This window comes from Streptacidiphilus melanogenes, assembly GCF_000787835.1.
In the GTDB taxonomy this organism is placed as follows: domain Bacteria; phylum Actinomycetota; class Actinomycetes; order Streptomycetales; family Streptomycetaceae; genus Streptacidiphilus; species Streptacidiphilus melanogenes.
Genome location: NZ_BBPP01000008.1, coordinates 14,319 through 38,120, shown reverse-complemented (window position 1 = coordinate 38,120; position 23,802 = coordinate 14,319). Strand labels below are relative to the sequence as shown.

Genomic DNA, 23,802 nt, shown 5'->3' with positions numbered 1-23,802 from the left:
GACACAACCGCAACTGGCCGTTCTTGTCGTGCCCTCGGGGGCGCGGCCGAGTCTGCGAGGTCGGTTGTCCGTCCTGGATTGCGAGAGCACGCTGCGTGGCTGAAACGGGGAACGGGGAGACGCGGTTCGACCTCTCCGGGAGCGGGGCCGTACCGCTCGAGGCGGAGGACCCGCGCGTGATCGGCGGAATCCCGTTGCTGGGCCGGCTCGGCTCCGGCGGCATGGGCCGCGTCTACCTCGGGGTGTTCGAGGGCCGCTACGCCGCCGTCAAGCAGGTGCTGCCCGCCTTCGCCGAGGACCAGGACTTCCTGCGCCACTTCGGCCACGAGCTGGACAACCTCGGCCGGCTTCCGGCGGAGGTCAGCGCGCCGCTGCTGGCCAGCGAACGCGCGGGGCGCCCGCCGTGGTTCGCCACCGCCTACATCCCGGGCCTGACCCTCAGCCAGGTCATCGAACTGCACGGCGGCTCGCTGTCCGTCCCGGTGCTGTGGCTGCTGCTGCGCGAGACGGCCGCCGGACTCAAGGCCGTCCATGCGCTCGACATGGTGCACCGGGACCTCAAGCCGTCGAACGTGATGCTCACCGAGGAGGGCGTCACCCTCATCGACTTCGGCGTGGCCCGCGCGGCCGACCAGAGCCGGCTGACCCGCACCGGGATGATGCTGGGCACGCCCGCCTACATGTCCCCGGAACAGGCCAACGGCTCCAAGCACTTCACCGGCGCGACGGACGTGTGGGCGCTGGGCGCGCTGATCGCGTACGCGGCGTCCGGCGAGCCGCCGTTCGGCGAGGGCTCGGGCGTGGACCTGCTCTACCGCATCGTGCACACCGAGCCGGATCTGGAGCGACTGCGGGCGCTCGACGCGGAGCTGGCCGAGGTCGTCGCCGCCTGCCTGGACAAGAACCCGCTCGCCCGGCCCAGTGCGGACCGGCTGCACCAGCTGGGCCGCCAGAAGTGCGGTGCGCCGCAGCCCGGTTGGCCGCAGGCGGTGATGCAGGCCCTGGAGCGGCGCTCGGCCTTCGCTCGACTCGAAGCACCGGAGATCCCGCTCCCGGCCGTGGCGGAGGTGCCGCAGGCGGCCGAGGTGGCCGGGCAGGTCGGCGACACCACGTTCGTACGCATGGGCGGGTCCGCCGAGCGTCCGCGCCGCCGCTCGCGGCTGCTCTTCGTGATGCTGCCGGTCGTGCTGGCCACCGGCGCGACGGTCGCGGTGGAGCTGGTGCCCGGCGTCTCCTCGCCGTCGGCGAGCGCGGGCGGCAGCCCGTCGGCCTCCGCCTCCGCCCTCACCTCGGCTCCCGTCGGCGCCCTCCCGCCGACCGCGTCCGCCGGAGCGTCCACCTCCGCGACCGCGCGGCCGTCCCTCACCCCGACGGCATCCCCCAGCACCGGCGGCACCGGCGCCGGCCCCGGCACGAACGGCCATGCCGCGGGCGGCTCCTCCGGCACCACGCACGGCGCCTCGGAGGGCGCCTCGGCAGGCAACGGCGGCGGCTCCGGCTCGGGCGGCTCGGGTTCCGGCGGCTCAGGCTCCGGCAGCCAGACCCACCCGCCGTCCGGCTCCGCGCCGGGTACGGTCACGGCCTGGAGCGCGTACTTCCAGGGCTACTGCTTCGGCAGCTGCCAGTACCCGCTCCTGGTGAAGTGGACCCAGGTCGCGGGCGCGACCAGCTATCAGATCCACTACACGAACGACGGCAAGGGCAACCCCAACGACAAGACGGACACCGTCATCTCCGCGGGCGACGCGAGCAGCCGCACCATCAGCTCGCAGATGTCCGGCGACGACATCTGCCTCTGGCTCCGCGCCGTCAACTCGCACGGCGTCTCGCCCTGGTCCCAGTCCATCTGCAGCGCGACCCCGTACTGAGGCGTGCCGCGAAGGAACTGCTGCCGTGTCAGATCTGCGAGCCCCGGGTGGGCAGCAAGTCGCAGATGACAGCGTGAGCGACGATCGTGGGGCCTTCAGTGATCAGGAGTTCACTTCCGACGCAGAGATGCGGTCCGGCCAGCTCGGGGACGAGAAGCCGATGTTGGCGCGAGCCAAGCCGTCAGGCAGGAAACCGGTGTGCTGCACCAGGATGCTGTGAAGCGCCGCGCTGGAACCTGGGAACGTGGCCGTCGCCGCGTAGACGGGTGCGGTCGGTGGGCCCGAGTCGCGGCCGCCCTGCGATTCCGGCAGCCAGCGGATCTCCGCCACGGCCATCGGTTCCCTGAGTTCGATCACCAGCTCAGGCCAACCGGCGAGGCTGCTGTCGTCATGAAGTGCCTGCCTCTGCCTCCTGGCGAGCCTTGACCACCGCAATGAAGGCTGCTGCTGCGCGGGGGTTCGGGAGCACGTGCAGCGTGGCGTCACCGGCCGGACCGGCGACTGCTTTCAGCAGAAGCGGCAGACTCCGACGCCGCCATGACCAGAGCCAGAGCCAGAAATCGAGCCGCTCCCGTGAGCGGCGCACGGCTCGCCAGGCGCAGGGCCAGAATGAATAGTCGAGCAGGATGACGGTGTCGGCTCGCCGCAGGCGGATGTCGAGGACGTCGTAGGGGCCGAGATCGCCGTCCATGATCCATCGGTCCGCCCGGGCGAGCTCACCCTGGACGGTGGCCCACTCCTCGGGTGGAGTCGCTTCAAGGCCCGGTCCCCAGAAGTGCTTGTCGAGCTCGATGACGGGAAGGCCGGTAACCGTGCCGAGCATGGCTGCCAGGGTTGACTTCCCTGAGCCGCCACGGCCGAGGATGACGACACGCTCCATGGTCGCCATGCTGCCAGAAAGGCCGCACCGGATCACGCGCGAGCGGTGCCGGGGCCCAGGGCCGTCTGCCGTGCGTACGGCGGCTTCAGCCCCGGCCCGCGCACGCGGGTTCGGTGGTCAGCCGGCCGTCAGGACGTCGCGGGCGACGTAGCCGGCCGAGAGGACGCCTTCCTTGCCGCCGATGACGAGGGCGTCGACGGCGAGGTGGTTGGTGGTGTCGTAGGCCGCGAACCAGCCGTTGGTGCCCTTCGCCGTCTCGGCGGTGCCGGTCTTGGCGCCGCCGGGGATGCCGGTCATGCGGGGCTCGGCGGTGCCGTAGGGCGCGTTGGCCGTGACGGTCATCATCTGGCGCAGCGCGGTCGCGGTGGCGACGGAGATCGGGCGGGCGGCCGCCTGCTGGGGCAGGCCCGGGACGATGATCGGCTGGTGGAACGCGCCGTCCGCGATGGTCGCGGCGACGGAGGCCATGGCGAGGGTGTTCATCGTGACCTGGCCCTGCCCGATGGACTGGGCCGCGATCTGGTTCGTGCTGCCCTTCTCGTCGGGCACGTTGCCGTCGGTGGTGGGCACGCCGATGTTCCAGTCGCCGATGCCGAAGACGTCGCGGGCCTCCTCGCGCAGGTCACCGGAGTGCAGGTTCTTGGTCGCCGCGTCGATGAACCCGGTGTTGCAGGAGATCGCGAAGTCCTTGGTGAGGTCCGCGTTGGGGTCGCTCTCGTTCTGGAAGTTGTGGAAGGTCTGACCGTTGATCACGGTCTGCTTCACGCACGCGGACTTGTCGGAGGGACGCATCCCGGCCTTGTCGAAGAGCGTGGCCGAGGTGATCATCTTCATGGTGGAGCCGGGCGCTGCCGCGCCGTTGAAGGCCGCGTCGCCGCCGCGGAAGGCCATCGCGCGGATCTCGCCGGTGGTGTAGTCGATCGCCACCACGTCCGAGGGCATGGTGCCGATGTGGGAGTCCTTGACCGCCTTCTGGGCCGCAACCTCCAGACCGGCGTCGAGGGTGGTCCGGATCGTGCCCGCCACGGCGGGCTGGACGACGTGCAGGACCTTGACGGTCTTGCCGCTCGCGTCGGCGATCTCCACGCCCTGGCCCTTGGTGCGCGTGGCCTTGCCCGCGTCGCGGGTCTGCAGCTCGCTGATGACGCCGGCCAGGGAGGGGAAGGTCTGGCCGGTCAGCGCGGCGCCGTGGCGGTCGACGACCTTGGCGGTGGTGGCCGGGATGCTGCCGAAGGCCAGCGTCTGGCCGGGCTTCAGTCCGGGGTACAGCACGGACGGCGCCCAGTGCACCTCCGGCTTGCCATCGACGACCAGCACGTCCGCGGAGCCCGCATACGCGAAGCTGCCGCCGCCGGTGAGCGTCGCGGTGGTGTGGAAGGTGGTGCGCAGCGCGTGGGCCACGGCCGGGTCCGCGGGGCCTGCGGCCACGCCGGTGAAGGCGATCTTGGACGCGTGCAGGCCGGAGGCGAAGGTCCCGAGCGCGGACTGCGCGGACGAGGGCTGGTCGGTGGTCTGTGCGGCCCCGTTCAGGTCCGCGGCGGCCCAGGAGGTGAGGAAGTGCTGGGTCGCGGCCGTGGCCTGCGCGACGGTCGGCGTGGTGATCACCGGCACGTGCTTCTGCGCGTCGGGGCCGGACGTCGACTTCGAGGAGCCCGCGTAGGCGTAGACGGCCGCGCTGCCCGCCCCGACGAGGGCGACCCCGGCCACCGCGGCGATCAGCCACTTCCGGTTCCGGCCCGGCGGCGTGGGCTCCGGCCCGACGGGCTGGTTCCCCGACCAGGTGGGCGTGTCGAGGTCGCGCTGCATGATCTCCCCGAGGAGCTGGACGGAACGGCGGCAAGGAGATCGTATGTGACCTCCGGGAATGTTCCGGTCCTGCCCCTGGCCTGTAGACGTTCTGTTACATGCCGCACCGCAGCGGTGGGCCCAGGATGGGAACGAACATCCGGACGTCGTCCGGATGTTGGCTCCGCGGCGTGTCAGTCGACCGGGCCGGCCTGCATCGGCAGGGCCGAGAGGGCGGCAGCCTCCATCTCCTGCATGCGACGCTCCAGTCCGGCCTACACCCAGCGCAGCTGCTGGGTGTAGGCCGGACGGAGGTAGAAGATCTCCCCGCGCAGGTGGGCGGCCCGAGCCTGGAGGCGGGCCAGATCGGGCGGAACGGGGAGCTTCGAACGTCGGCGGAGGATGGTTGTCAAGCGCATCAAGCCAGCCTAATCGCCCCGTTTCGCCCGACCTGCACGGAAGCGGGTGAGAGTGCTCACGTCCGGTACCGGTACAGGATCCGGCCGCGGGTGAGGTCGTACGGGCTGAGCTCCACGAGCACCCGGTCCTGCGGAAGGATCTTGATGTAGTTCTTCCGGATCTTCCCGCTGATATGGGCGAGCACCTTGTGCCCGTTCTGCAGCTCCACCGTGAAGGTGGCGTTGCGCAGGCATTCGGTGACGATGCCCTCGATTTCGATGCCGTTCGATGTCTTCGGCAAGTTCACTCTTTCGTCGAGTCGGTGATGGTGTGCATGTGATCGTTCGGTCCAGGTGGCGCGTCGGTGACGCTCAGGGGCGCACCAACTCGAGGATGGTGTCCCGGCCTTGGCCGCCGAGGCCCTCGAAGAGGCGCACCGCACCGCTGTTGGACTCGTCCACCTCGGCCCGCGCCGCCGCTACGCCGGAGTGGTGCAGCGCGCGCAGGACGTCGGCCAGCAGGGCCCGGGCGATGCCGTGGCGCCGCTGCTCGGCCAGGACGGCGACGAGCCCGATCCGCGCCTCGCGCCCCCGGGACACCACCCGGACCAGTCCGACGTAGCGGCCGGACAGCTCCGCCACCGCGTACGTCGACGGGTCCACGACGGTGACCCCGTCGGGTCGCGGCAACACCTCGGCCGGCATGGTCCGCCAGCCGACGGTGGCCTCGACCTCGGCGCGGACGGCCCGGTCCAGGAGGCGCAGCGGGCCCTCCTCGGCCCGGCCGAGCGGCACGACCGTCACACCGGACGGCGGCCGCACGGCGTCGAGGCCGGTCACCCGCGGGTCGGTGGGCAGGACGTACTCCCGCTCGCGGCGGGCGACCGTGAAGCCGGCCCGCTCCCAGGCGGCCCTGGTGTCGGAGTCGCCTTCGTGGACCACCGCGTGCAGCGGCCCCGGCAGCTCCGCCGGCATGGCGGCGGCAAGACGGTCGAAGACGTCCTCGTGCCAGGTGTCGATGCTGACGAACATCCGCCCGTCGGGCCTGCGCGAGGCGTCGCCCCTCCCGAGCTTCTGGCCGTCGGCGAGGGCGAGCCACTGCGTCGGCGCGGCCCGCGTAACCGTCACGGGACGACTGCCCGTGCCGGAAGGGAAAGCGGAAGAAAAAGGTGAAGAGTTCATGGCGTATCCCCTTTGCAGAGTGCCGTGCTGTCGGAGGCACTCCTGAGGACACCTACGTCACTCGCCCGCCGTGAGGGTATGAGGGAGCACCCACTGGAAAACCTTCTTCACGGGTCTCACCTCCTCGCGTCCTGTCACGGTGCCTCGCACGCTATCAGCGAAGCGCGACCCGCCCAACCCGTTTTCCGGTTCCGGGGCCTGCGGGCCCTTGGACTGAGGTCGGAACAACCTCGAAATAAGCTGGTGTGGCGGGTCCGTCCGCGGTGCAGGCCAATGGTGGTGAACGAAGTGCGGCGCCAGGGCCCGCCGCTGCCGTGTCCACGGGAGGTGCGCATGTCCCTGCGCGATCCGCTCCGCCGGCCCCAGCCCCGGTCGCGGTCCGACGCCGGTCCCCCGGTCCGGGCGCGGCCCCGGCCCGGGTCGCGGCTGCTGAGCTGGCTGCGCACACACGACCCCGGGCTCGCGGCGACGCGTCGGGCGGGGCGCACCGCCATCGTGATGCCGGCCCTCTTCGCGCTGTGCACCCAGGTGCTGCACGCCCCGGCGACGGCGAGCTTCGCCGCGTTCGGGTCCTTCTCGATGCTGCTGCTCGTCGACTACTCCGGCCCGATGGTGGAACGGCTGCGCGCCCAGGCCGAGCTCGCGGTCGCCTGGGCCGCGCTGCTCTGCCTGGGCACGCTGGCGGCGCACCGGACCTGGCTCGCCGTGCTGGTCACCCTGGTGGTCGCCTTCGTGGTGCTCTTCTCCGGTGTGGTCAGCTCGGTACTCGCAGGGAGCACGACGGCGCTGCTGCTCGGGTTCGTGCTGCCGGTCGCGACGCCGGTGCCGCTGTCCCAGCTTCCCGACCGGCTCGCCGGCACGGGGCTGGCGGCAGCGGCGGCGCTGCCCGCGATCGCCCTGCTGTGGCCGCGCCCGGTCGCCGATCCGCTCGGCGCCCCGGCGGCACGCGTCTGCCGCGCGGCGGCCGCGCGGCTGCGCACCGACGCCGCGCGCCACGGCGAGGCCGGACTACGTCCGGACGCCGCCCAGTGCCGTGCCGTGGCGGAGCGGACGTCCACGGCGAGCGCGGAGCTGCGTCGGGCCTTCGACGCGACCCCCTACCGGCCGACCGGCCTGTCCATCACCTCGCGCACGCTGGTCCGCCTCGTCGACGAGCTGACCTGGCTCAGCGCGATCCTCGCGGACCGGCCCGCCTGGACCGAGGAGCCGCCGGCCTGCGATCCGGCCGCCCGGACCGTGCGCCTCGCCGCCGCGGACGTCCTGGACCGCGCCGCCGACCTGCTCACCGACCTGCGCGGCGATGTCGGCCCGCTGCGCGACGCCGTGCAGGACCTGCGGGTGACCATGGCCGCGATGGCTGACAGCTCCACGGCCCGGCTGCCCGTGGCAGGCCCTCCCGGGGAGAGCTCGGAGGAGGTCTACGGCTTCATCGCGACCCTCGACTTCTCCTTCCGCGCGCAGGAACTGGGCTTCGCCGTCCAGCAGGTCGCCGAGAACGTCGACCTGGCCGCCACCGCCTGGCAGCGCAGCTGGCCCGCGCGGTTGCTCGGCCGCGAGCCCGGGGCGCTGACCGCACCGCTGGCCTCGGCACGCGAGCGAGCGGCCGCGCATCTGGGCCGGGGCTCGGTGTGGCTGCACAACAGTCTGCGCGGCGCGGTCGGGCTGGGCATCGCGGTGTTCCTGGCGGACCTGACCAGCCTCCAGCACTCGTTCTGGGTGCTGCTCGGGACGCTGTCCGTGCTGCGCTCCAACGCCCTCAACACCGGGGAGAACGCGGTGCGGGCCGTCCTCGGCACGGTGGTCGGCTCGTTCGTCGGCGCCGGGCTGCTGGTGCTGATCGGCCACCACGGCACCGTGCTGTGGTTCGTGCTGCCGCTCGCCATCCTGCTCGCCGGGATCGCGCCCGCCGCGATCTCCTTCGCCGCCGGGCAGGCGGCGTTCACCGTCACCCTGGTCGTGCTGTTCAACATCGGCCACAACCCGGACTGGCACATCGCGCTGCTCCGGGTCGAGGACATCGCGCTGGGCTGCGCGGTCAGCATCCTCGTCGCCCTGTTCTTCTGGCCGCGCGGCGCCGGGGCCGCCGTCGACCGGGCCCTCGCGCAGGCGTACAACGACAGCGCCGGCTACCTGTCGGGCGCCGTCGACTTCGCCCTCGGCCACTGCGGCGCCCCGGGCGCCCCCGACCTCGCGGCCCCTCCGGACGAGCCGGTGCGGCAGAGCCGCGAGGCGGCCGCCTCCGCGCGCCGCCTGGACGACGCGTTCCGCAGCTACCTGGCGGAACGCGGAGCGAAACCGCTGTCGCTGGCCGACACGACCACCCTGGTCACCGGCGTCGTCGGCCTCCGCCTGGCGGCCGACGCCGTGGTCTCCCTCTGGCAGCAGTGCGCCCTCACGCGCACCAACGCCGACCAGACCGAGGCTCACCGCGCGATCCTCGGCCTGACCACCCGCGTCACCGACTGGTACCGCGGCCTGGCCGGCAGCCTCGCCGACCACACGCCCGTCCCGGCCCCGGTCCTGCTGCGTCCGGAGGCGGCGGCCCGCCTCGTGGAGTCCGTCCGCACCGACCTCGTCGACCCGGACGGCCAGGCCACCGCGACGGCCGTGCGCGTCATCTGGACCGGCGACCACGTCGACGTGGCCCGCCGCCTCCAGCCGATCCTCGCCGCCGCGGCACGGGACGGCAGCGCCCCGGGCTGACGCGCGCCCGTCCGCCGCGAGGCGCCGCCGGTACCCTCCAGGGATGGCTGGGACCGGGCGTTACCGATGGCGCACGCGCGTGCGAAGGCACCTGCCCTGGTTCCTCGTCGACCGGGGCTTCCTCGGCAAAGGCCCGCGCGACTGCGGAGCGCACGAGTGGTTCAACCACGACGGGCGCGTCGCCCGCTGCTATCACTGCACGGCGGGCGAGCGCGTGCTCCCCGCCCGCGCCGGGTGATGCCGTTCAGTTCGATGCGGTGAGGTCCTGAACGGAGGCGTAGGACGGCACCTGTGGGAGGGGTGGGACCGCGCCGTGCGTGCGCAGGGCGGTGACGGTGTCGACCGCCGCGCCGAGGGCGACCCGGAAGAGCAGCGAGCCGAGGCTGACGCGGCGGACGCCGAGTTCGGCGAGGCGGGCGAGTGCGGGCCCGTCCGGAGAGGCGAGGACGTTGAGGGGCAGCTCCGTCGCGGCTGCCGCCGCCTCGATGCCGGCCGGGTCGGTCACGCCCGGCACGAAGACGCCGTCCGCGCCCGCGTCCGCGTAGGCGGCGAGCCGGGATGCCGTCTGCGCCTCGCCGCCCTGCCCGAGCCAGTAGGTGTCGGTGCGCGCGTTCACGAACAACCACGGCACGGCCTCCCGGACTGCGGCGATCTTCGCGGCGTGCAGGCGCGGCGGGGTGAGGTCGCCGTCCGCGCGGCCGTCCTCCAGGTTGACGCCGACGGCGCCCGCTTCGGCGAGCTCCCGGGCGAGGTCGGCCACCTCGGCCGGGTCGTCGCTGAAGCCCCCCTCGATGTCGACCGAGAGCAGGAAGGCGCCATCGCCGATCAGGCGGGCGAGCCGGAGGGTCTCCGCCCGGGTGCGGCCGGTCCCGTCCGGCAGCCCGGCCGCGGCGGCGACCCCCAGACTGGTGGTGCCCACAGCCTCGAAGCCCGCCGCCGCCAGCGCGGCGGCGGAGGCGTGGTCCCAGGCGTTCGGCAGCAGCAGGGGCACGCCGGACGGCCGGTGCAGCGCGCGGAAGCGAGCCGCGCCGGAAGGCCCAAAGGTGCCGCTGACGCCTGCCGGACGAGGCGGACGCGAGGACGGTTCGGAGATCGTCATACGGCCACGCTAGGCGCGGGACACTTCGGCGGGCGCCGAACCGTCGCGGGGGCATCATGGCCACATGTCCGCACAACCCCTCGCGCGGCTCGCCGGGCTGCTGGCCGACCCCACCCGCGCCGCGATCTGCCTCGCCCTGCTGGACGGCCGCGCCTGGACCGCAAGCGAACTGGCCCACCACGTGGGCATCGTGGCGTCGACGGCGAGCGAACAGCTGTCCCGGCTCGTCGCGGGAGGCCTCCTGGTCGAGGAGCGGCAGGGCCGCCACCGCTATCTGCGACTGGCCGGTCCCGGCACCGCCGCGCTGGTCGAGGACCTGGCCACGTTCGCGGCGACGCAGCCGGGATCCGCGGCGACGCCCGCGCCCGCGCCGCGCAACCTGCGCGAAAGCGTCCGCCGCAGCGCGGAGGCGCGCGCCCGGACCTGCTACGACCACCTCGCCGGCCGGCTCGGCGTCGCGGTCGCCGACTCCCTGCTGGCGCGCGGCGTGGTGTCCGACGAGGCGGGGCTGGCCGTGACCGTGCCGGGCCGGGCCTGGCTCACCACCACCGTCGGCGTCGACGTGGAGGCGCTGCGCCACGGCCGCCGCCCGCTGGTGCGCAGCTGCCTGGACTGGACCGAGCGCCGCCCGCACCTCGCCGGGGTGCTCGGCGCGGCACTGTGCACGCATGCGATGGACGCGGGCTGGCTCCGCCGCGTCGGCACCGGCCGTGCCCTGCGGGTCACGACCGGCGGCGCCGAGGCCCTCCGCGACCTGTTCGGCATCACCCTCGACCAGGGCGCCGACTGACCTGCCACCTGACGTCGCGTCAACATCGCTCCGCCCCACGCCCTACCGCTCAGGCGGAGGCCTGGGAGGCGGCGGCCGCCGGGTGCAGGTCGGCGAGGGTGAGCCGGTGCACCGGCTCGTCGGGCAACAGGATGCGGCGCGTGGTGGTGCGGTCCGGGCCGACGTGGAGAAGCTCCCCGGACTCCATCAGTTGCCAGTCGGGGTGGTCGTCCATCCGCTCGCTGGCGACCGCGGTCGCGCCGTGGCCGGCCAGGTCCGTCGAGTGGACGCGCAGGCGTCCCGCCGTGCCGCTGTGGTCGAGATGGCGGTCGCCGTGACGGCCGCCCGCAGGGCGCTGGAGCACGTACAGGTCGTGGGTGTCCGGGTAGCGCAGCGCCCACAGCTGGTCCGCGGTGGTGAGGATGATGTTGAGGGCGTAGATCGGCAGGTTCTGCGCGGCCCAGCGCGCGGCGGCTTCGATACCCGCCGTCACGTCGCCGCCGCGGGCGGCGGTCTCACGGGTGATCAGGGCGAAGAAGCGCTCGGAGTCGGTGTCGCCCTCGACCAGTGACCGGTCCGGCCCGAGGTGCGCGTCGAGCCGGGGCAGGTCCTCGATCACGCCGTTGTGGGCGAACAGCCGCCCGTCCTGCTCGAAGGGGTGCGTGTTGCGGACCTCCAGCGCCCCGGTGGAGGCGAACCGGATGTGGGCGACGAAGGTCGCCGACTCCACGGTCCTGGCCTCCTCCGCGAAGGCGCGGTCCTCGTAGGCGGCGACGGGCGCCTTGTGCACCTGCGGCGTCCCGTCGGCGTCGAAGAACCCCAGCCCGGTGCCGTCGGGGTCACGGTGGCTCTGGTCGCTGAGGCTGTCCGGCGCGTCCAGCAGCCAGAAGGTGGCGCGGGTGCGGCGCGGTGCACTGCTCAGGCCGAACAGACGGCACATGCCGGCTCCGCCTCTCTGTCGTCTCTGGCGTCTCTGGCGTCTCTGTAGTCGCGGGCGTCGCGGGCGTCCGGGTCGGTGCACCGGCCGGTGCGCGGGCGGTGGGCCGGTCGGGCGCCCTGCCACGATACGACCGATGCGCGGCGCCCACCGAGGGGCGCGCCTGGGCGGGATGACCGAACCTCCGGGCGCGGCAGTGCCGTTCGGCCACTCCCCCGGGTCGGTCGGGTCAGCGGCTGAGGTCGAGCCGGTCGAGGAACGTCCAGAGGGTGGCGCGGCCGGCGGTGTCCTCGGCGCCGCCCGTGGTCTCGGCGACGGAGAGCTCCGCCGACATGGCGACCACCAGGCGGGCGGCGGAGACCGCGTCCGGCCAGCCCATGGCCCGCAGGTCCGGTTCGGCCTGCGCGACGAAGGTCTCGGACCGCATGGCGACCTGGTCGGACAGGTCGGGATCGTTGCGGGCCTCCAGCAGCAGCGCTTTCACACCGTTGTGACGGAGGCACAGGTCCAGGTAGGTCTCCATGCCCCGGCGCAGCCGTTCCCGTCCGGGCGGCAGCGCGGCCATCGCCTCGCCGACGGCGGCGGCCACCTGCGCGTGGAAGCGCCCGTGCATGGCGCCCAGGAAGGCTCCCCGGTCCGGAAAGTGCACGTAGAAGGTGCCCTTGGCGACGCCCGCGGCCGCGACGACGCGGTTCACGCTCATCGCCGCGAGCCCGTGCCGACCGGCGATCTCCAGCCCCGCTTCGAGCAGGGCTTCTCGGGTGCGCTCGGCTGCGGCGGCTCGGGAGGTCATGCCCGGAGTCTACGACCCCCTCTGGCGGCGCCGCGGCAGCCTGCGCTACGGTGACCGACCGGTCAGTCATTCAGATTCGCCACGACCGCCGCCCTGCCGGGACGGCGCGCCGTCCGGCCCTGCCGGGACGGCGACAAAGGCGTACAGAGACGAAGGAGAGCGCCGTGCGCGCAGCGATCGTGAACCAGCTCGGACAGGCACCCCGTCCCGGCGAGCGCCCTGACCCGGCCGAGCGTCCCGGCCACACCCTGGTCCGGGTCACCGCGGCCGCGCTCAACCCGGTCGACCTGCACATCGCCTCGGGCGGCCACCCGGCCGGCGCGCCGGCCGTCCCGTACGTGCCCGGCATCGAGGCGGCGGGCACCGTCGTCTCGGGCGGCCGCTTCGCCCCTGGCGCCCGGGTCCGCGTCGCCGTGCCCGGCGGCTTCGTCGACGGCACCCTCGCCGAGCTCGTCTCCGTCCCCGACGAAGCCTGCCTGCCGCTGCCGGACGGCCTGGACGACGACCTGGCCGCCGCCGTCGGGGTGGTCGGCGTGAGCGCGCTGCTCGCGCTGCGGGAGGAGGCCGGGCTGCGCCCGGGCGAGTCGGTCCTGGTCCTGGGCGCCACCGGCGCACTCGGCCAGGCCGTGGTCCAGCTGGCCCGCGCCCTCGGCGCCGACCCCGTGGTCGCCGCCGGGCGCAACCCGGACCGGCTGAAGGCGCTGGGCGACGCGGCGGACTTCACGCTGCTGCTGGAGGACGGCCCGTCGGCGCTCGACCCGGCCTCCCTCGCGGAGGCCGTCGCCGAGGTCGGCGGCGCGGTCGACGTCGTCGTGGACCTGCTCTGGGGCCCGCACGCCCGACTGGCCCAGGCGGCCCTGCGGCCCGCCGGTCGCTGGGTCAACCTCGCCCAGTCCGCAGGCGCTTCCGCCGAGCTCGACGCGGCCGCACTGCGCCACCGCCACCTGCGGCTCTCCGGCTTCAGTGCCACCGCCCTGCCCGCCGACCGCATCGCCACCGCCTACGCCGAGCTCGCCGCCCTCGCCGCGAGCGGCGCCCTGCACCCCTCCCTCTCGGTCCACCCCTTGGCGGACATCGAGCACGCCTGGACCGCCCAGGCCGCCTCCCCGGGCGCCAAGCTCATCCTGCGCCCCTGAGCGAGAACGGACCGGGACCGTCGCACTGACGCCGGACCGGCGAGGCAGAGGATCAGCGGCGGGGGTTGGTGCGGCGGGTGGGTTCGGCGGCGGTGGGGTCCTCGGGCCAGGGGTGGCGGGGGTAACGGCCGCGGAGTTCGGCGCGGACGGCGCGGTAGCCCTCGCGCCAGAAGGTGGCCAGGTCGGCCGTGACGGCCGCGGGGCGTCCCGCCGGGGAGAGCAGGTGGATCGTCAGCGGGACCCGGCCGTCGGCGAGCGAGGGCGCGGCCTGCCAGCCGAACAGCTCCTGGAGCTTGACGGCGAGGACGGGTCGGTCGGTGGAGTAGTCGACGCGGATCCGGGAGCCGGTGGGGACGGTGATCCGCTCGGGGGCCAGTTCGTCGAGGCGTCCGGCGGAGCCGTCGGACCAGGGCAGCAGTCGGGCCAGGGCGGCGGCGGTGGGCAGGCGCTCCAGGTCGGCACGGCGGCGGGCCCGGGAGAGCTCGGGTTCGAGCCAGTCCTCGGCCCGGTCCAGGAGGGCGCGGTCGTCCACGTCGAGCCAGGGCTCGCCGATGACGCGGTGCAGGAAGGCCATCCGCTGCCGTAGGCCGGCGGCCTCGGCGGACCAGGTCAGCAGTTCGGTGGCGCCCTCGGCGGCGAGCCCCTCCAGCAGGGCCGCCCGCAGCAGCGCCGGGTCCGGCGCGGTCAGGGGCTCGGCGGCGAGCTCGACCGCGCCGAGGGCCGCGACCCGGCGAGCCGCCACGTCACCACGGCGCGACCCGGGCGGCACGGCCCAGCGGACCTCCTCACGGTCCGTCAGCAGTGGTGCCGCGCAACGCCGGGCGGTGGCCTCGTCGGTGACGGCGGCCAGCTGGACACGGGCCGAGGGCGAACCCGCCGGGCGGTCGGCGACGGCCACGGCGATCCACTCGGCGCCCGACAGGGCGGAGCCCGTGGTCGTCGCGGCCGCCGTGCCGGAGGCCATCAAGTAGGCGGCCCCGGCGCCCGGTTCGGGCTTGGGCCCGCGCGCCCTGGCCAGGCGCTCGGGGAAGGCCAGACCGGCGATCAGTCCGGCCGCCTCGGTGTCGCCGACCTGCTGCGGCGGGTCGTCGGCATCCGGGTGCCGGCGCAGCCGTCGGACCTCGTCGCGCCAGCGCGCCGCGTACGCCGCGTAGGGGTCCCTGCCCGTGCGCACCGCGCGGCGGACTGCGGCGAGGTCGTCGCCGAGCCCACGCGGCGGCTCCTCGGAGAGCAACGCGACGAGCTCGGCCGCCTGACGCTCGCCGACGAGCGGCGCACCGTCCAGCAGCGCCCGGCCGAGCCGTGGGTGCAGGCCGGTGCGGGCGATGCGCACACCCCGCGCGGTGGCGCGGCCCTCGGCGTCGACGGCTCCGAGGGCGGTCAGCGTCGTGAGCGCCGCGGCCATCGCACCGGCCGGAGGCACGTCGGGCAGCGCGAGGCCGCGCGCGCCCGGCGCTCCCCAGCAGGCGCTCTGCAGCGCGAAAGCGGTGAGGTCGGCCTGAAGGATCTCGGGCGTGGGCAGGGCACGGGCGAGCGCGTCCTCGGCCTCCGCCCAGCAACGGTAGACGGCGCCTGGCGCCTCGCGACCGGCTCGGCCGGCGCGCTGCCGCCCGGTCGCCAGCGAGGAACGGACGGTCACCAGCCCGGCCAGGCCCCGGGCGTGGTCGGTGCGTGGCTCGCGGGCCAGCCCGCAGTCGACGACGCTGCGCACACCGGGCACGGTGAGCGAGGACTCGGCGACGGACGTGGAGAGCACCACCCGGCGGCGGGGCCCGGCGGCGAGGGCGGCGTCCTGCACCGAGCGGTCGGCCCGGCCGTGCAGTTGCAGTACGTCCGCGGTGTCCCGAAGGGCGCCCAGCAGACTGGCCACCCTGGCGATCTCGCCCGCTCCGGGCAGGAAGCACAGCACGTCGCCGTCGCGTTCGCGCAGCGCGCGCCGCACGGTCGCGGCGACGTGCTCCAGCAGGGCCGGATCCGTGCGCAGCCCCTGCGGCGGCCGGACCGGCCGGGGCGGCGGCGACCAGACCACCTCGACCGGGTGCGCGATGCCGTGCGCCTCGACGACGGGCGCGGGCTCGTCGCTCTCACCGCCCAGCAGGCGCGACCAGGCGGCGGTGTCGGAGGTCGCCGAGGCGCACACGACCTCGAGCTCGGGGCGCAGCGCCGCCCTCACGTCCAGCAGGAAGGCCAGCGCGGCATCCGCGTCCAGGTGCCGCTCGTGACACTCGTCCAGGAGGACGAGGTCCACCCCGGCGAGCTCCTGGTCCCGTTGCAGCCGCTGCAACAGCACGCCGGTGGTGACCACCTCGACGACGGTCTCCGGACCGACCCGCCGCTCCCCGCGCACGGTGAACCCGACCCGCTCCCCCACCGCTTCACCCAGCAGCCACGCCATCCGCCGCGCCGCGGCGCGCACCGCCAACCGCCGCGGCTCCGCGACCAGCACCCGCCGAGCCGGCCCCCCGTCCACCAGCCCGTCCACCAGCCCGGCGAGCGCCAGCGGCACCAGCGTCGTCTTGCCCGTCCCGGGCGGCGCGGCGAGCACGGCCGTCCCGCGCGACCCCAGCGCACGCCGGAGCGCGGGGACGGCACTGCGCACGGGGAGGTCGAGCCAGGCGGGGTTCACCCGGGCAGTCTCCCCGATCCGACCAGGCCAGGGCCAATGCGCCGACCCGACCCGCACCGGACTCGGCATCTCAGGTGGCGAAGGGCTCCACCCGGGCGTGGAACCTCTGCTCGACCCGCGCCTCCACCTCGCGCAGCTCGGCGAGGTTCGACGCCGTCAGCAGAACCTCGCCGAAGACGTTCTCCTTCGCCAGCGACGTCACCACGAAGCCCTCGTGCACGTAGCCGAAGTCGACGCCGTCGATCCGTTCCCACTCCCCCAGCGTGACGGACTCGGCGACCCGGCCGATCTCCTGGATCTCGAAGGGCCGCATCCCGAAGACCGGGCTGGCGCTCTGCGCGATCCCCTCGCAGTTCGTCGTGTAGCCGTCGTCGAGCGCCATCATGATCGCTTCCCAGAACGGGTCCACGCCGCAGGAGTGGAGCATCGCGGCCCGGTAGATGCGGCCCCCAGGTCGCGCGTTGACCTCCAGCAGCTCGGTCCGGCCGTCCGCGAGAACACGGCCCTTGACGAGCGGACTCACCCCTGGGCCGGTTTGTGCGGTTCCGTTGCTCCGCCGAACGGGCGGGCGAGGAGTGCGCGGGCGGCGATGTCGACCATTCGCTGGTAGCGGGTCTCGCGGGTGGCCGCGTCCATCGCCTCGCCGGTGCGCAGCTGGTCGGTGACGGTGAGGACGGTGAGGGCCTCGCGCCGCTCGGCGGCGGCGACCGCGTACAGGCCCGCGGCCTCCATCTCGACCGCGAGGGTGCCGAGCGCTGCGAGCCGGTCGAGGACCTCGGGACGGTCGAGGTAGAAGTAGTCGGAGCTGAGCACCGGTCCCACCCGGGCCGCGTCACCCGCGACCGCGATCGCGTCGACCAGCAGGCGGGGCGACGGCGCCAGGGACAGGGTCACGCCCGGCACCGGGGCCGTGGCCGTCGTCGCGTCGGTGTGCGCGGCCGAGGCCACGATCACGTCACCGAGGCTCAGCGAGTCCTGGAGCGCGCCCGCCGTGCCGACCCGGACGATGCGCTCGACTCCGTAGAACCGGAACAGTTCGGTGGCGTAGATGCTCATGGACGGCGCGCCCATGCCGGAGGCCATCACGGACATCGGCTCACCGAGGTAGCGGCCGGTGAAGCCGAGGATGCCGCGCACGTCCGTCACCTGCCGGACGTCCGTGAGCAGGTCGTGGGCGATGCGACGAGCCCGGTGCGGGTCGCCCGGCATCAGCACGCAGGGGGCGAAGTCACCGGGCTCGGCGCCGATGTGCGGCGTGGCCATCAGTTCGCCGCCCCGGGGCGGGGCGCACGCTCGTTCGTGCAGCCGTCGGGATCCGTCACCGGCAGGTCGTCCATCCCCACACCTTCGGTCAGGCGGGGCGGCTTGGCAACACGCGTGCCAGGTCGCCCGCCTCGGTACACTCGGCCCCGACGTCACCGGGCAGTGGCTCGATCCGGACCGTGCGGGGCCGGGATGCCGAGTCGTGGAGCCGGACCGGTGGCGTGCGCACGAGCCGCTCAGGAGAGGTTCATGGACATCGGGGCCCCACTGTGGCCGCTGGCCGGGCGCGAACAGCAGTTGGCCGAATTCGACGCGACGTGGAACTCGTGCCGGGGACTGGTGGTCTCGGGCCCGGCCGGTGTCGGCAAGACGCGGCTGGCGGAGGAGTTCCTGGCGCGCGCGGTGCGATCGGGATTCCGGGGCGGTCGGGCGACGGCGACGGCCGCGGCCGCGGAGATGCCGCTGGCGGCGATCGCCCATCTGATTCCGCCCGGGGTGGACCTGTCCGATCCGGTGGCCGGGTTCACGGCGGTGGCGCGGCGGTTGGCGGCCGGTCCGGGACGTGAACGCCGCTGCGCGCTCCTGATCGACGACCTGCACCTGCTGGACTCGGCTTCCGCCGTGCTGCTGCGGCAGCTGATGGATGCGGGCGTCGTACGGTTGCTCGGCACCATCCGGACCGGGCAGCCGCTCAGTGCCGCCGTTGTCGCGCTGTGCGGCGACACCTCGGTCCGTCGAGTGGACCTGAGCCCGTTCACGCCGCAGCAGACGGACGCGGTGCTCCAGCAGGCTCTGGGCGCGCCGGCGGCGCAGCGCACCGTCTGGGAACTGCACCGCGTCTCCGGCGGCAACGCGCTGTTCCTGCGCGAGCTGGTCGAGGGGGCGTCGGCAGCGGGCCGGTTGGGCTTCGACGGCGAGCTGTGGTCGCTCACCGGTGCGGAACCGCAGACGACGTCGCGGTTGACCGAACTCGTCGACGCCCGTCTGAGCGCGGTGCCGACGCAGGGGCGTGCCGTGCTGGAGCTGCTGGCCCTGTGCGCACCGGTGCCGCTGGCGGACGCGCAGGAACTGGCCGAACTACCGGTCCTGGCCGACCTGGAGGCCGCAGGCATCATCCACACCGCCATGAACCGGCGCAGAACGGAAGTCACCCTCGCTCACCCGTTGTACGGGGAGCTCCTTCGAGCGGGCATCCCACCGTTGCGGCGACGCCACCACCTCCTCACCCAGATCGACCGCACCACCGCCTGCGGCGCGCGCCGTCGCGACGACAGGCGTCGTCTGGCCGCGTGGCAGCTCGCCGCCACGGGCACCGCCGATCCCGCGCTGCTCCTGGAGGCCGCGTCGCTGGCCCGCTACGCGCACGACTATCCCCTGGCCGCCAAGCTGCTGCGCGCAGCCGAGGTCGAGGGACCGCGATCGGTCGCCTCCCGGCACATGCTCGGGGAGGTCCTGTTCGAGCTGGGCGACACCGTCGAGGCCGAGGGGGTGCTCGCCGAGGCCGACGCCGCCGCCACCAGCGAGCCCGACGTCGTGGCCGTGGCCATCGCGCGCACCATGAACCTGTTCTGGGCCTCGGGCCGCACCGACGAGGCGCTGGCGGTGAACGCCCGGGCCCAGGCCCGGGTCATCGGGGAGCACGCGCTGCGGATGCTGCGCTACAGCGAGGCCGCCGTCCGCATCCCGGCCGGTCAGCCCGTGCGCGGTCTGGAACTGCTGCACGACCTGCAACCCGACATCGACCAGCACGAAGGCGATCCGTACGAGGGCGACCATCGCGACGGCGACCGGCCGGACGGCGGCGGCTCGGACCCGGCCGCGTGGCTGGCGGGGGCGATGATGAAGGTGGCCGGCCTCGACATGACCGGCCGCAGCGCCGAGGCCTGCGCCTTCGCCGAGAGCGTCTACCAGCACCACCGGCGACTCGACCAGCGCAGCCTGTATCCGCACCCTGCCTCCCAGCTCATCGGCCTGAGCGCGTCGCTGCGCAGCCTGGGGCGGCTGTCGGAGTCCCGCAGCGTCGGCGAGCGCGCGTTCAGGCAGCTGACCGAGGCGGACATCTCCGTGCCCGCCACCTGGCTCGCGGTCAACCTCGGCCTGACCGAGTGGCTGGCCGGGCGACCAGCCACCGCCCGACGCTGGTACGCCGAGGCCGCCGCACGGGCCCGCGCACAGCGCAGCACCAACGCCCTGCACACGGCGCTGAACGGCATCGCGGCCTGTGTCGCCGTCCTCGGCGACGGCGCGGCCGCCCGGCGGATCCTGAACGAGGCGGACACCCACACGGGACTGCCCCTGTACCGCGACACGGAGTACCTGGCCCGGGCCTGGACGGCCGCGGCGAGCGGGGAACTGGCCACCGCCCGCCGCATTCTGCGACAGGGGGCGGCCGAGGCCGCCGGTGCCGGCATGCTGACCACCGAGGCGGTGCTGCTGACCGACGTCGCCCGCCTGGGTGGCGCGCACGACGTCGTCGACCGACTGCGCGAGCTGGCTTCGACCTGCCAGGGAGCCTGGCCCGGCGCGCGGCTGGCCCTGGCCTCGGCGCTGGCCGCCGACGACCCGGAGCTGCTGCTCGCCGCAGCGGCGGAGCTCCATGACCTGGGCGCCGACCTGCAGGCCGCCGAGGCCGCCAACACCGCCGCTGTCTCCCTGCGCCGCGCCGGCCGCCCCCGCGCGGCCACCGCGGCAGCCCGTCGCGCGAGCTCATGGGCGGCGCAGTGCGAAGGCGCGCGCACTCCGCTGCTGCTTCCGGCCGAGACCAACACGGCCGTCAGCGGTCGCCAGCTCGAAATCGCCCTGCTCGCGGCCAACGGCGCGACCAACAAGAAGATCGCCGAAATGCTGTCCCTGTCGGTGCGCACCGTCGAGAACCAACTCCAGCGCGCTTACGTGACGCTCGGAATCGCAAGCCGCCAGGATCTCGCCCACGCGCTGGGGATCGCCGGCGATCCCTCTGCATGATGTGAGTGCCTCAGATGCGAACGGCGACGACCAGGACGACGACGAGCATGGTGCCCGTGGCCCAGACCAGCGTCCGCAGGGAATCGTTTCGCCAGAGGGCCGTCAGGATTTCGCGGGCACGCTGTAGAGGTTTCCCGGGGAGCAAGAACGGTCTCCGTTCGAGGAGTGGAGGGGTCAGGACGCGCGGCCCTGCGGAAGACGCCTCAACGTAGGACTCCCCGTCGTCGCCTTGCGTGAGTAATCGGTACTCACAATTGCGGCGCGGTCTGATGCCGAGCCGCGTGGAGTAGTGAGTACTCATTCGCGGTCGGCCGCCTGTCCGTACCTTCTCCCACGGCATTTCGTTTCTACGCGCCCGGAGGCGCTCGTGTATGTGAGAAAGACCGGACGATGGCTGACGGCCGGCGCGCTGGCGACGGCCTTCGCCGTCGGCTTCACCGGAACCGCCTGGGCCGGGGGCGTGCTCCCGAACGGCACCGCGGTCTCCTCGACGGCGGCCCAGGGGTACGCCTACACCACGTCGTACGACTACTGGTCCGTGTCCGCAGTCCAGCCGTCCTCGGGCGCGAACGACGGGCTCACCCTGCTGAACGCGGGCGGCGGCTTCGCGGGCGGCAGCGACGTGGGCCAGGACCGGACGAACTTCGTCGCGGTTGACTCCAACTCCGGCACGGAGCCGTTCGGCACCTGGTACACGCAGATCGTCCCGCACACCGCCGGCTCCTACTGGGCCGAGGCGCAGTACGGCGCGAAGATCACCACCATCCCCACGCCGACCCACCACGGCACGACGGGGGCGGGCGACCCGGACATCGCCTTCTCCGTGCTCCCCGGCAACCAGGTGGTGACCGTCTCGGACCTCTACCTGACCGCTGGAGAGTCGTTCTGGGCCTCGACGTCCACCGCCGCGCAGGAGTTGTACCTGCTGGAGGCCACCCCGGGCCTGTCGTCGACCTACGTGCAGGGCCGGAGCGCGGCCGCCGCCGCGCAGAGCACCAAGGTCGTCGACAACTGCACGCTCTACACGGCCAAGCAGACCGGATGGCACGCGCTGGTGCTCGTCGGGGACACCCCGTTGACGGGCAGCTCGCAGGCGGGCATCGCGATCGGGATCCACCAGTACGATCCGAGCCAGCCGACCTACTGCCCGATGGCGGACTTCCCCGGCGCCACCCCCTGATCACGCCGGCTCCCCGGCGGCGACCGTCAGGCGATGCGGCCTGCCAGCAGGTCGTGGGCCGACGAGAGATCGGTTCCCGTCGACTTGGCCCGGAGGTAGCGGAGGTTGTGCGGGGTGGCGTGGACGCCGGTGGGAACCCGGTCGCGGACCGGGACGCCGAGCTCGCGGAGCTGGGCGGCCTTGTCGGGGTTGTTGGAGAGCAGGTCGACGCTGTCGACCCCGAGGGCGGCGAGCATCTGCGCTGCGGCGGTGTAGTCGCGACCGTCCTCGGGGAGGCCGAGGGCGGCGTTGGCGGCGTAGGTGTCGTAGCCCTCGTCCTGCAGCGCGTAGGCGTCGAGCTTGTTGTAGAGGCCGATGCCGCGGCCCTCCTGGCGCAGGTAGAGCAGGTAGCCGCCGCGCTGGGCGATGCGCTCGACCGCCTCGCGCAGCTGGGGGCCGCAGTCGCAGCGCGCGGAGCCGAAGACGTCGCCGGTCAGGCACTCGGAGTGCAGCCGGACCAACGGGGTCGCGGCGGCGTCAGGATCACCGAGGACCACGGCGAGGTGCTCCTGACCGTCGGCCAGACCGTGGAAGGTGACCAGCTCGGAGTCGACGCTGTACCCGTCGCCGAACCGCAGCGGAACGCGGACGCGGGTACGGACCGTCGCCTCGGGGATCACAGTCATGGAGGGCTCCGCTCGTTCTGGCTTCGTTCCAATTTGAACCAAGCGACGCCCCGACACTACACCGTGCTTCAAATTTGAACAACGGGAATCAGCAAGCGACAGGATCAAGGTGACACCATGGAGGCGGCCCGACCGCGGCGCGTGGGGACCACGCGCGCCGGTGGTTCAAATTTTAACAACGGAGTATGGTCGACACATGACTGAACCCCGCTGGCTCGACGAGGGCGAGAAAGCCGCCTGGATCGCCTTCCTCAGCGCCACCAACCTGGTCAACCGCAGGCTGGAGCAGCAGCTCAAGGATGACGCGGGGCTCTCCCACACCCAGTACGAGGTGCTGGTCCAGCTCAACGCCGCAGCGGACGGCGCACTGCGGATGACCGAGCTCGCCGACCGGCTGGTCACCTCCAAGAGCGGCCTGACCTACCAGATCACGCAGCTGGAGCGGGCCGGGCTGGTCTCCCGCCGGTCCTGTCCCAGCGACGTGCGCGGGGTCTTCGCGGAGATCACCGACCAGGGCCGCGAGGCGCTGCGGTCCGCCGCGCCCGGCCATGTCGAGGCGGTGCGCCAGGCGCTGATCGACGTGCTCACCCCCGAGCAGCTCGGCCACATCGCGGCAGGCCTGGGCGAGGTGTCGCGCCGACTGCGTGCCGAGCCGCGCTGCCCGTCGCAGGCCCCGCAAGGGGCGTAGGGGCGTCGACGCGGCGCGGAGACGTCCTCGGGGTCCACACGGCATCCCGTAGGGGCCAACCCTGATCGAACCCCGGCTTCGGACAGAACAGCCGCGCCGGGCATCCGGCTCGGTGCAGGCTGTCGGCATGGACCTGGACCAGCAGTTCGCTCTCCCCCGCGGCCTGGGCGGCGCTCTCGTCGGCGCGCTGATGGCGCGTCGGCACGGCCCACAGATCCGGGCCTGCGTCGCCGACCTCGCCCCGGCGGCGGGCGAGCACGTCCTGGAGATCGGCTTCGGCCCTGGCCTGGGGCTCGCGGTGCTTGCCGGAGCCGCGGCGGATCTGCTGGTCGCCGGGGTGGATCCCTCGGAGCCGATGCTCACCTCGGCCCGCCGCCGCACGCGGCGGCTGGGCTCCGGGGTTCGCGAACGCATAGAGCTGTGCCAGGCCACCGCCGACGACCTGCCGTGGCCGGACGGCACCTTCGACGGAGTCTGCGCCACGAACAGCGTCCAGCTCTGGCAACCCCTCGACGCCTCCCTGGCCGAGGTCCGCCGAGTGCTGCGCCCGGGCGGCCGTCTGGCCGTCTCGGTCCTCCAACAGGCGGTGCTGCACGACGGTGGCAGTGCCGGTCCCCACTACGACGACGTCCTGCTGCCCGCCCTCAAGGAGGCGGGCTTCACCGAGGTCCAGTCCGACTGGCGGCCCGTCGGCGGATCCCGCGCCCTGCACGTGCGCGCCGTGAGCCCTCAGCGGGCCTAGGCGCCGGGGCCGGGCCCGAGGTGGCGGATCGGGGCGGGGGCGCCGGGGTGCGCCGCGCATCCGCACGCGCGGCGAACAGCGCGAGAAGCGCTCCCGCCCCGCCGACACCCCGCCGCCCCGACCC

At 73.9% G+C, this 23,802-nt stretch carries 22 protein-coding genes; 9 read left to right on the top strand and 13 right to left on the bottom strand.

What is annotated here, in order from left to right:
• Nucleotides 1-95: 95 nt before the first annotated feature.
• Nucleotides 96-1,868, top strand: a complete 1,773-nt coding sequence (locus tag TR49_RS11120; RefSeq protein WP_052434195.1) for a serine/threonine-protein kinase — start codon at nt 96-98, stop codon at nt 1,866-1,868.
• A gap of 102 nt (nt 1,869-1,970) precedes the next feature.
• Here the strand turns inward: TR49_RS11120 and TR49_RS11115 are convergent, their stop codons facing one another.
• The 6 genes from TR49_RS11115 to TR49_RS11095 form a co-directional block, all read right to left on the bottom strand.
• Nucleotides 1,971-2,198 (bottom strand): hypothetical protein, encoded by a 228-nt coding sequence (locus TR49_RS11115; RefSeq protein WP_152627196.1) that lies wholly within the window; start codon nt 2,196-2,198, stop codon nt 1,971-1,973.
• Nucleotides 2,199-2,256: 58 nt separating this feature from the next.
• Nucleotides 2,257-2,748, bottom strand: coding sequence for a P-loop NTPase family protein (locus tag TR49_RS11110; RefSeq protein ID WP_042380746.1), 492 nt, complete (start codon nt 2,746-2,748; stop codon nt 2,257-2,259).
• 117 nt (nt 2,749-2,865) lie between these two features.
• Complete coding sequence (locus TR49_RS11105; protein WP_052434194.1) at nt 2,866-4,554, bottom strand: penicillin-binding transpeptidase domain-containing protein; 1,689 nt, start codon at nt 4,552-4,554, stop codon at nt 2,866-2,868.
• A gap of 254 nt (nt 4,555-4,808) precedes the next feature.
• The gene (locus TR49_RS43715) at nt 4,809-4,952 is read right to left on the bottom strand and encodes a hypothetical protein (protein ID WP_160311572.1); all 144 of its coding nucleotides are present in this window, start codon (nt 4,950-4,952) and stop codon (nt 4,809-4,811) included.
• 56 nt (nt 4,953-5,008) lie between these two features.
• Nucleotides 5,009-5,233, bottom strand: coding sequence for a translation initiation factor IF-1 (infA, locus tag TR49_RS11100; protein WP_042380728.1), 225 nt, complete (start codon nt 5,231-5,233; stop codon nt 5,009-5,011).
• Between the two features lie 70 nt (nt 5,234-5,303).
• Complete coding sequence (locus TR49_RS11095) at nt 5,304-6,113, bottom strand: GNAT family N-acetyltransferase (protein WP_042380319.1); 810 nt, start codon at nt 6,111-6,113, stop codon at nt 5,304-5,306.
• A 333-nt stretch (nt 6,114-6,446) separates the two neighbouring features.
• On the opposite strand from TR49_RS11095, the gene TR49_RS11090 reads away from it, so the two are divergent.
• Both TR49_RS11090 and TR49_RS43710 read left to right on the top strand, forming a co-directional pair.
• On the top strand, nt 6,447-8,816 hold the full coding sequence (locus tag TR49_RS11090) for an FUSC family protein (protein ID WP_084724790.1): 2,370 nt from the start codon (nt 6,447-6,449) through the stop codon (nt 8,814-8,816).
• Between the two features lie 79 nt (nt 8,817-8,895).
• Nucleotides 8,896-9,054 carry a hypothetical protein gene (locus TR49_RS43710; RefSeq protein WP_160311571.1) on the top strand — a complete coding sequence of 53 codons (159 nt, stop codon included), beginning with the start codon at nt 8,896-8,898 and terminating at the stop codon, nt 9,052-9,054.
• 6 nt (nt 9,055-9,060) lie between these two features.
• On the opposite strand, the gene TR49_RS11085 is transcribed toward TR49_RS43710, so the two are convergent.
• Complete coding sequence (locus TR49_RS11085) at nt 9,061-9,915, bottom strand: isocitrate lyase/PEP mutase family protein (protein WP_084724789.1); 855 nt, start codon at nt 9,913-9,915, stop codon at nt 9,061-9,063.
• 64 nt (nt 9,916-9,979) lie between these two features.
• On the opposite strand from TR49_RS11085, the gene TR49_RS11080 reads away from it, so the two are divergent.
• Nucleotides 9,980-10,705 (top strand): ArsR/SmtB family transcription factor, encoded by a 726-nt coding sequence (locus TR49_RS11080; protein WP_042380317.1) that lies wholly within the window; start codon nt 9,980-9,982, stop codon nt 10,703-10,705.
• 49 nt (nt 10,706-10,754) lie between these two features.
• Here TR49_RS11080 and TR49_RS11075 read toward each other — a convergent pair whose 3' ends face one another.
• Complete coding sequence (locus tag TR49_RS11075) at nt 10,755-11,624, bottom strand: class II glutamine amidotransferase (RefSeq protein ID WP_042380315.1); 870 nt, start codon at nt 11,622-11,624, stop codon at nt 10,755-10,757.
• Between the two features lie 226 nt (nt 11,625-11,850).
• Nucleotides 11,851-12,414, bottom strand: a complete 564-nt coding sequence (locus TR49_RS11070; RefSeq protein ID WP_042380311.1) for a TetR/AcrR family transcriptional regulator — start codon at nt 12,412-12,414, stop codon at nt 11,851-11,853.
• A 164-nt stretch (nt 12,415-12,578) separates the two neighbouring features.
• Between TR49_RS11070 and TR49_RS11065 the strand changes: the two genes are divergently transcribed.
• Entirely contained in the window at nt 12,579-13,550 is a 972-nt protein-coding gene (locus tag TR49_RS11065; protein ID WP_042380309.1) for a quinone oxidoreductase family protein, read from the top strand.
• 52 nt (nt 13,551-13,602) lie between these two features.
• On the opposite strand, the gene hrpB is transcribed toward TR49_RS11065, so the two are convergent.
• Genes hrpB through TR49_RS11050 form a run of 3 tightly spaced genes read right to left on the bottom strand, consistent with a single transcriptional unit; the run spans nt 13,603 to nt 17,439 of the window.
• The gene (gene hrpB / locus TR49_RS11060; protein WP_084724788.1) at nt 13,603-16,245 is read right to left on the bottom strand and encodes an ATP-dependent helicase HrpB; all 2,643 of its coding nucleotides are present in this window, start codon (nt 16,243-16,245) and stop codon (nt 13,603-13,605) included.
• Between the two features lies 1 nt (nt 16,246).
• Nucleotides 16,247-16,699: a hypothetical protein gene (locus TR49_RS11055; RefSeq protein ID WP_042380304.1), complete on the bottom strand. Its 453-nt coding sequence runs from the start codon at nt 16,697-16,699 to the stop codon at nt 16,247-16,249.
• Nucleotides 16,696-17,439 carry a purine-nucleoside phosphorylase gene (locus TR49_RS11050; protein WP_042380302.1) on the bottom strand — a complete coding sequence of 248 codons (744 nt, stop codon included), beginning with the start codon at nt 17,437-17,439 and terminating at the stop codon, nt 16,696-16,698. Before TR49_RS11050 ends, TR49_RS11055 begins: the two co-directional genes overlap by 4 nt.
• A 249-nt stretch (nt 17,440-17,688) precedes the next feature.
• On the opposite strand from TR49_RS11050, the gene TR49_RS11045 reads away from it, so the two are divergent.
• Together TR49_RS11045 and TR49_RS11040 are read left to right on the top strand one after the other, a co-directional pair.
• On the top strand, nt 17,689-20,403 hold the full coding sequence (locus tag TR49_RS11045) for a helix-turn-helix transcriptional regulator (protein ID WP_042380300.1): 2,715 nt from the start codon (nt 17,689-17,691) through the stop codon (nt 20,401-20,403).
• Between the two features lie 373 nt (nt 20,404-20,776).
• Nucleotides 20,777-21,583, top strand: a complete 807-nt coding sequence (locus tag TR49_RS11040; protein ID WP_042380297.1) for a hypothetical protein — start codon at nt 20,777-20,779, stop codon at nt 21,581-21,583.
• 26 nt (nt 21,584-21,609) lie between these two features.
• Here TR49_RS11040 and TR49_RS11035 read toward each other — a convergent pair whose 3' ends face one another.
• Entirely contained in the window at nt 21,610-22,248 is a 639-nt protein-coding gene (locus TR49_RS11035; protein WP_042380294.1) for a GTP cyclohydrolase II, read from the bottom strand.
• A gap of 196 nt (nt 22,249-22,444) precedes the next feature.
• Here TR49_RS11035 and TR49_RS11030 point away from each other — a divergent pair, with 196 nt between their 5' ends.
• Both TR49_RS11030 and TR49_RS11025 read left to right on the top strand, forming a co-directional pair.
• Nucleotides 22,445-22,936 carry a MarR family winged helix-turn-helix transcriptional regulator gene (locus tag TR49_RS11030; protein ID WP_042380293.1) on the top strand — a complete coding sequence of 164 codons (492 nt, stop codon included), beginning with the start codon at nt 22,445-22,447 and terminating at the stop codon, nt 22,934-22,936.
• Nucleotides 22,937-23,063: 127 nt separating this feature from the next.
• On the top strand, nt 23,064-23,678 hold the full coding sequence (locus TR49_RS11025; protein WP_042380721.1) for a class I SAM-dependent methyltransferase: 615 nt from the start codon (nt 23,064-23,066) through the stop codon (nt 23,676-23,678).
• Nucleotides 23,679-23,802: the final 124 nt, after the last annotated feature.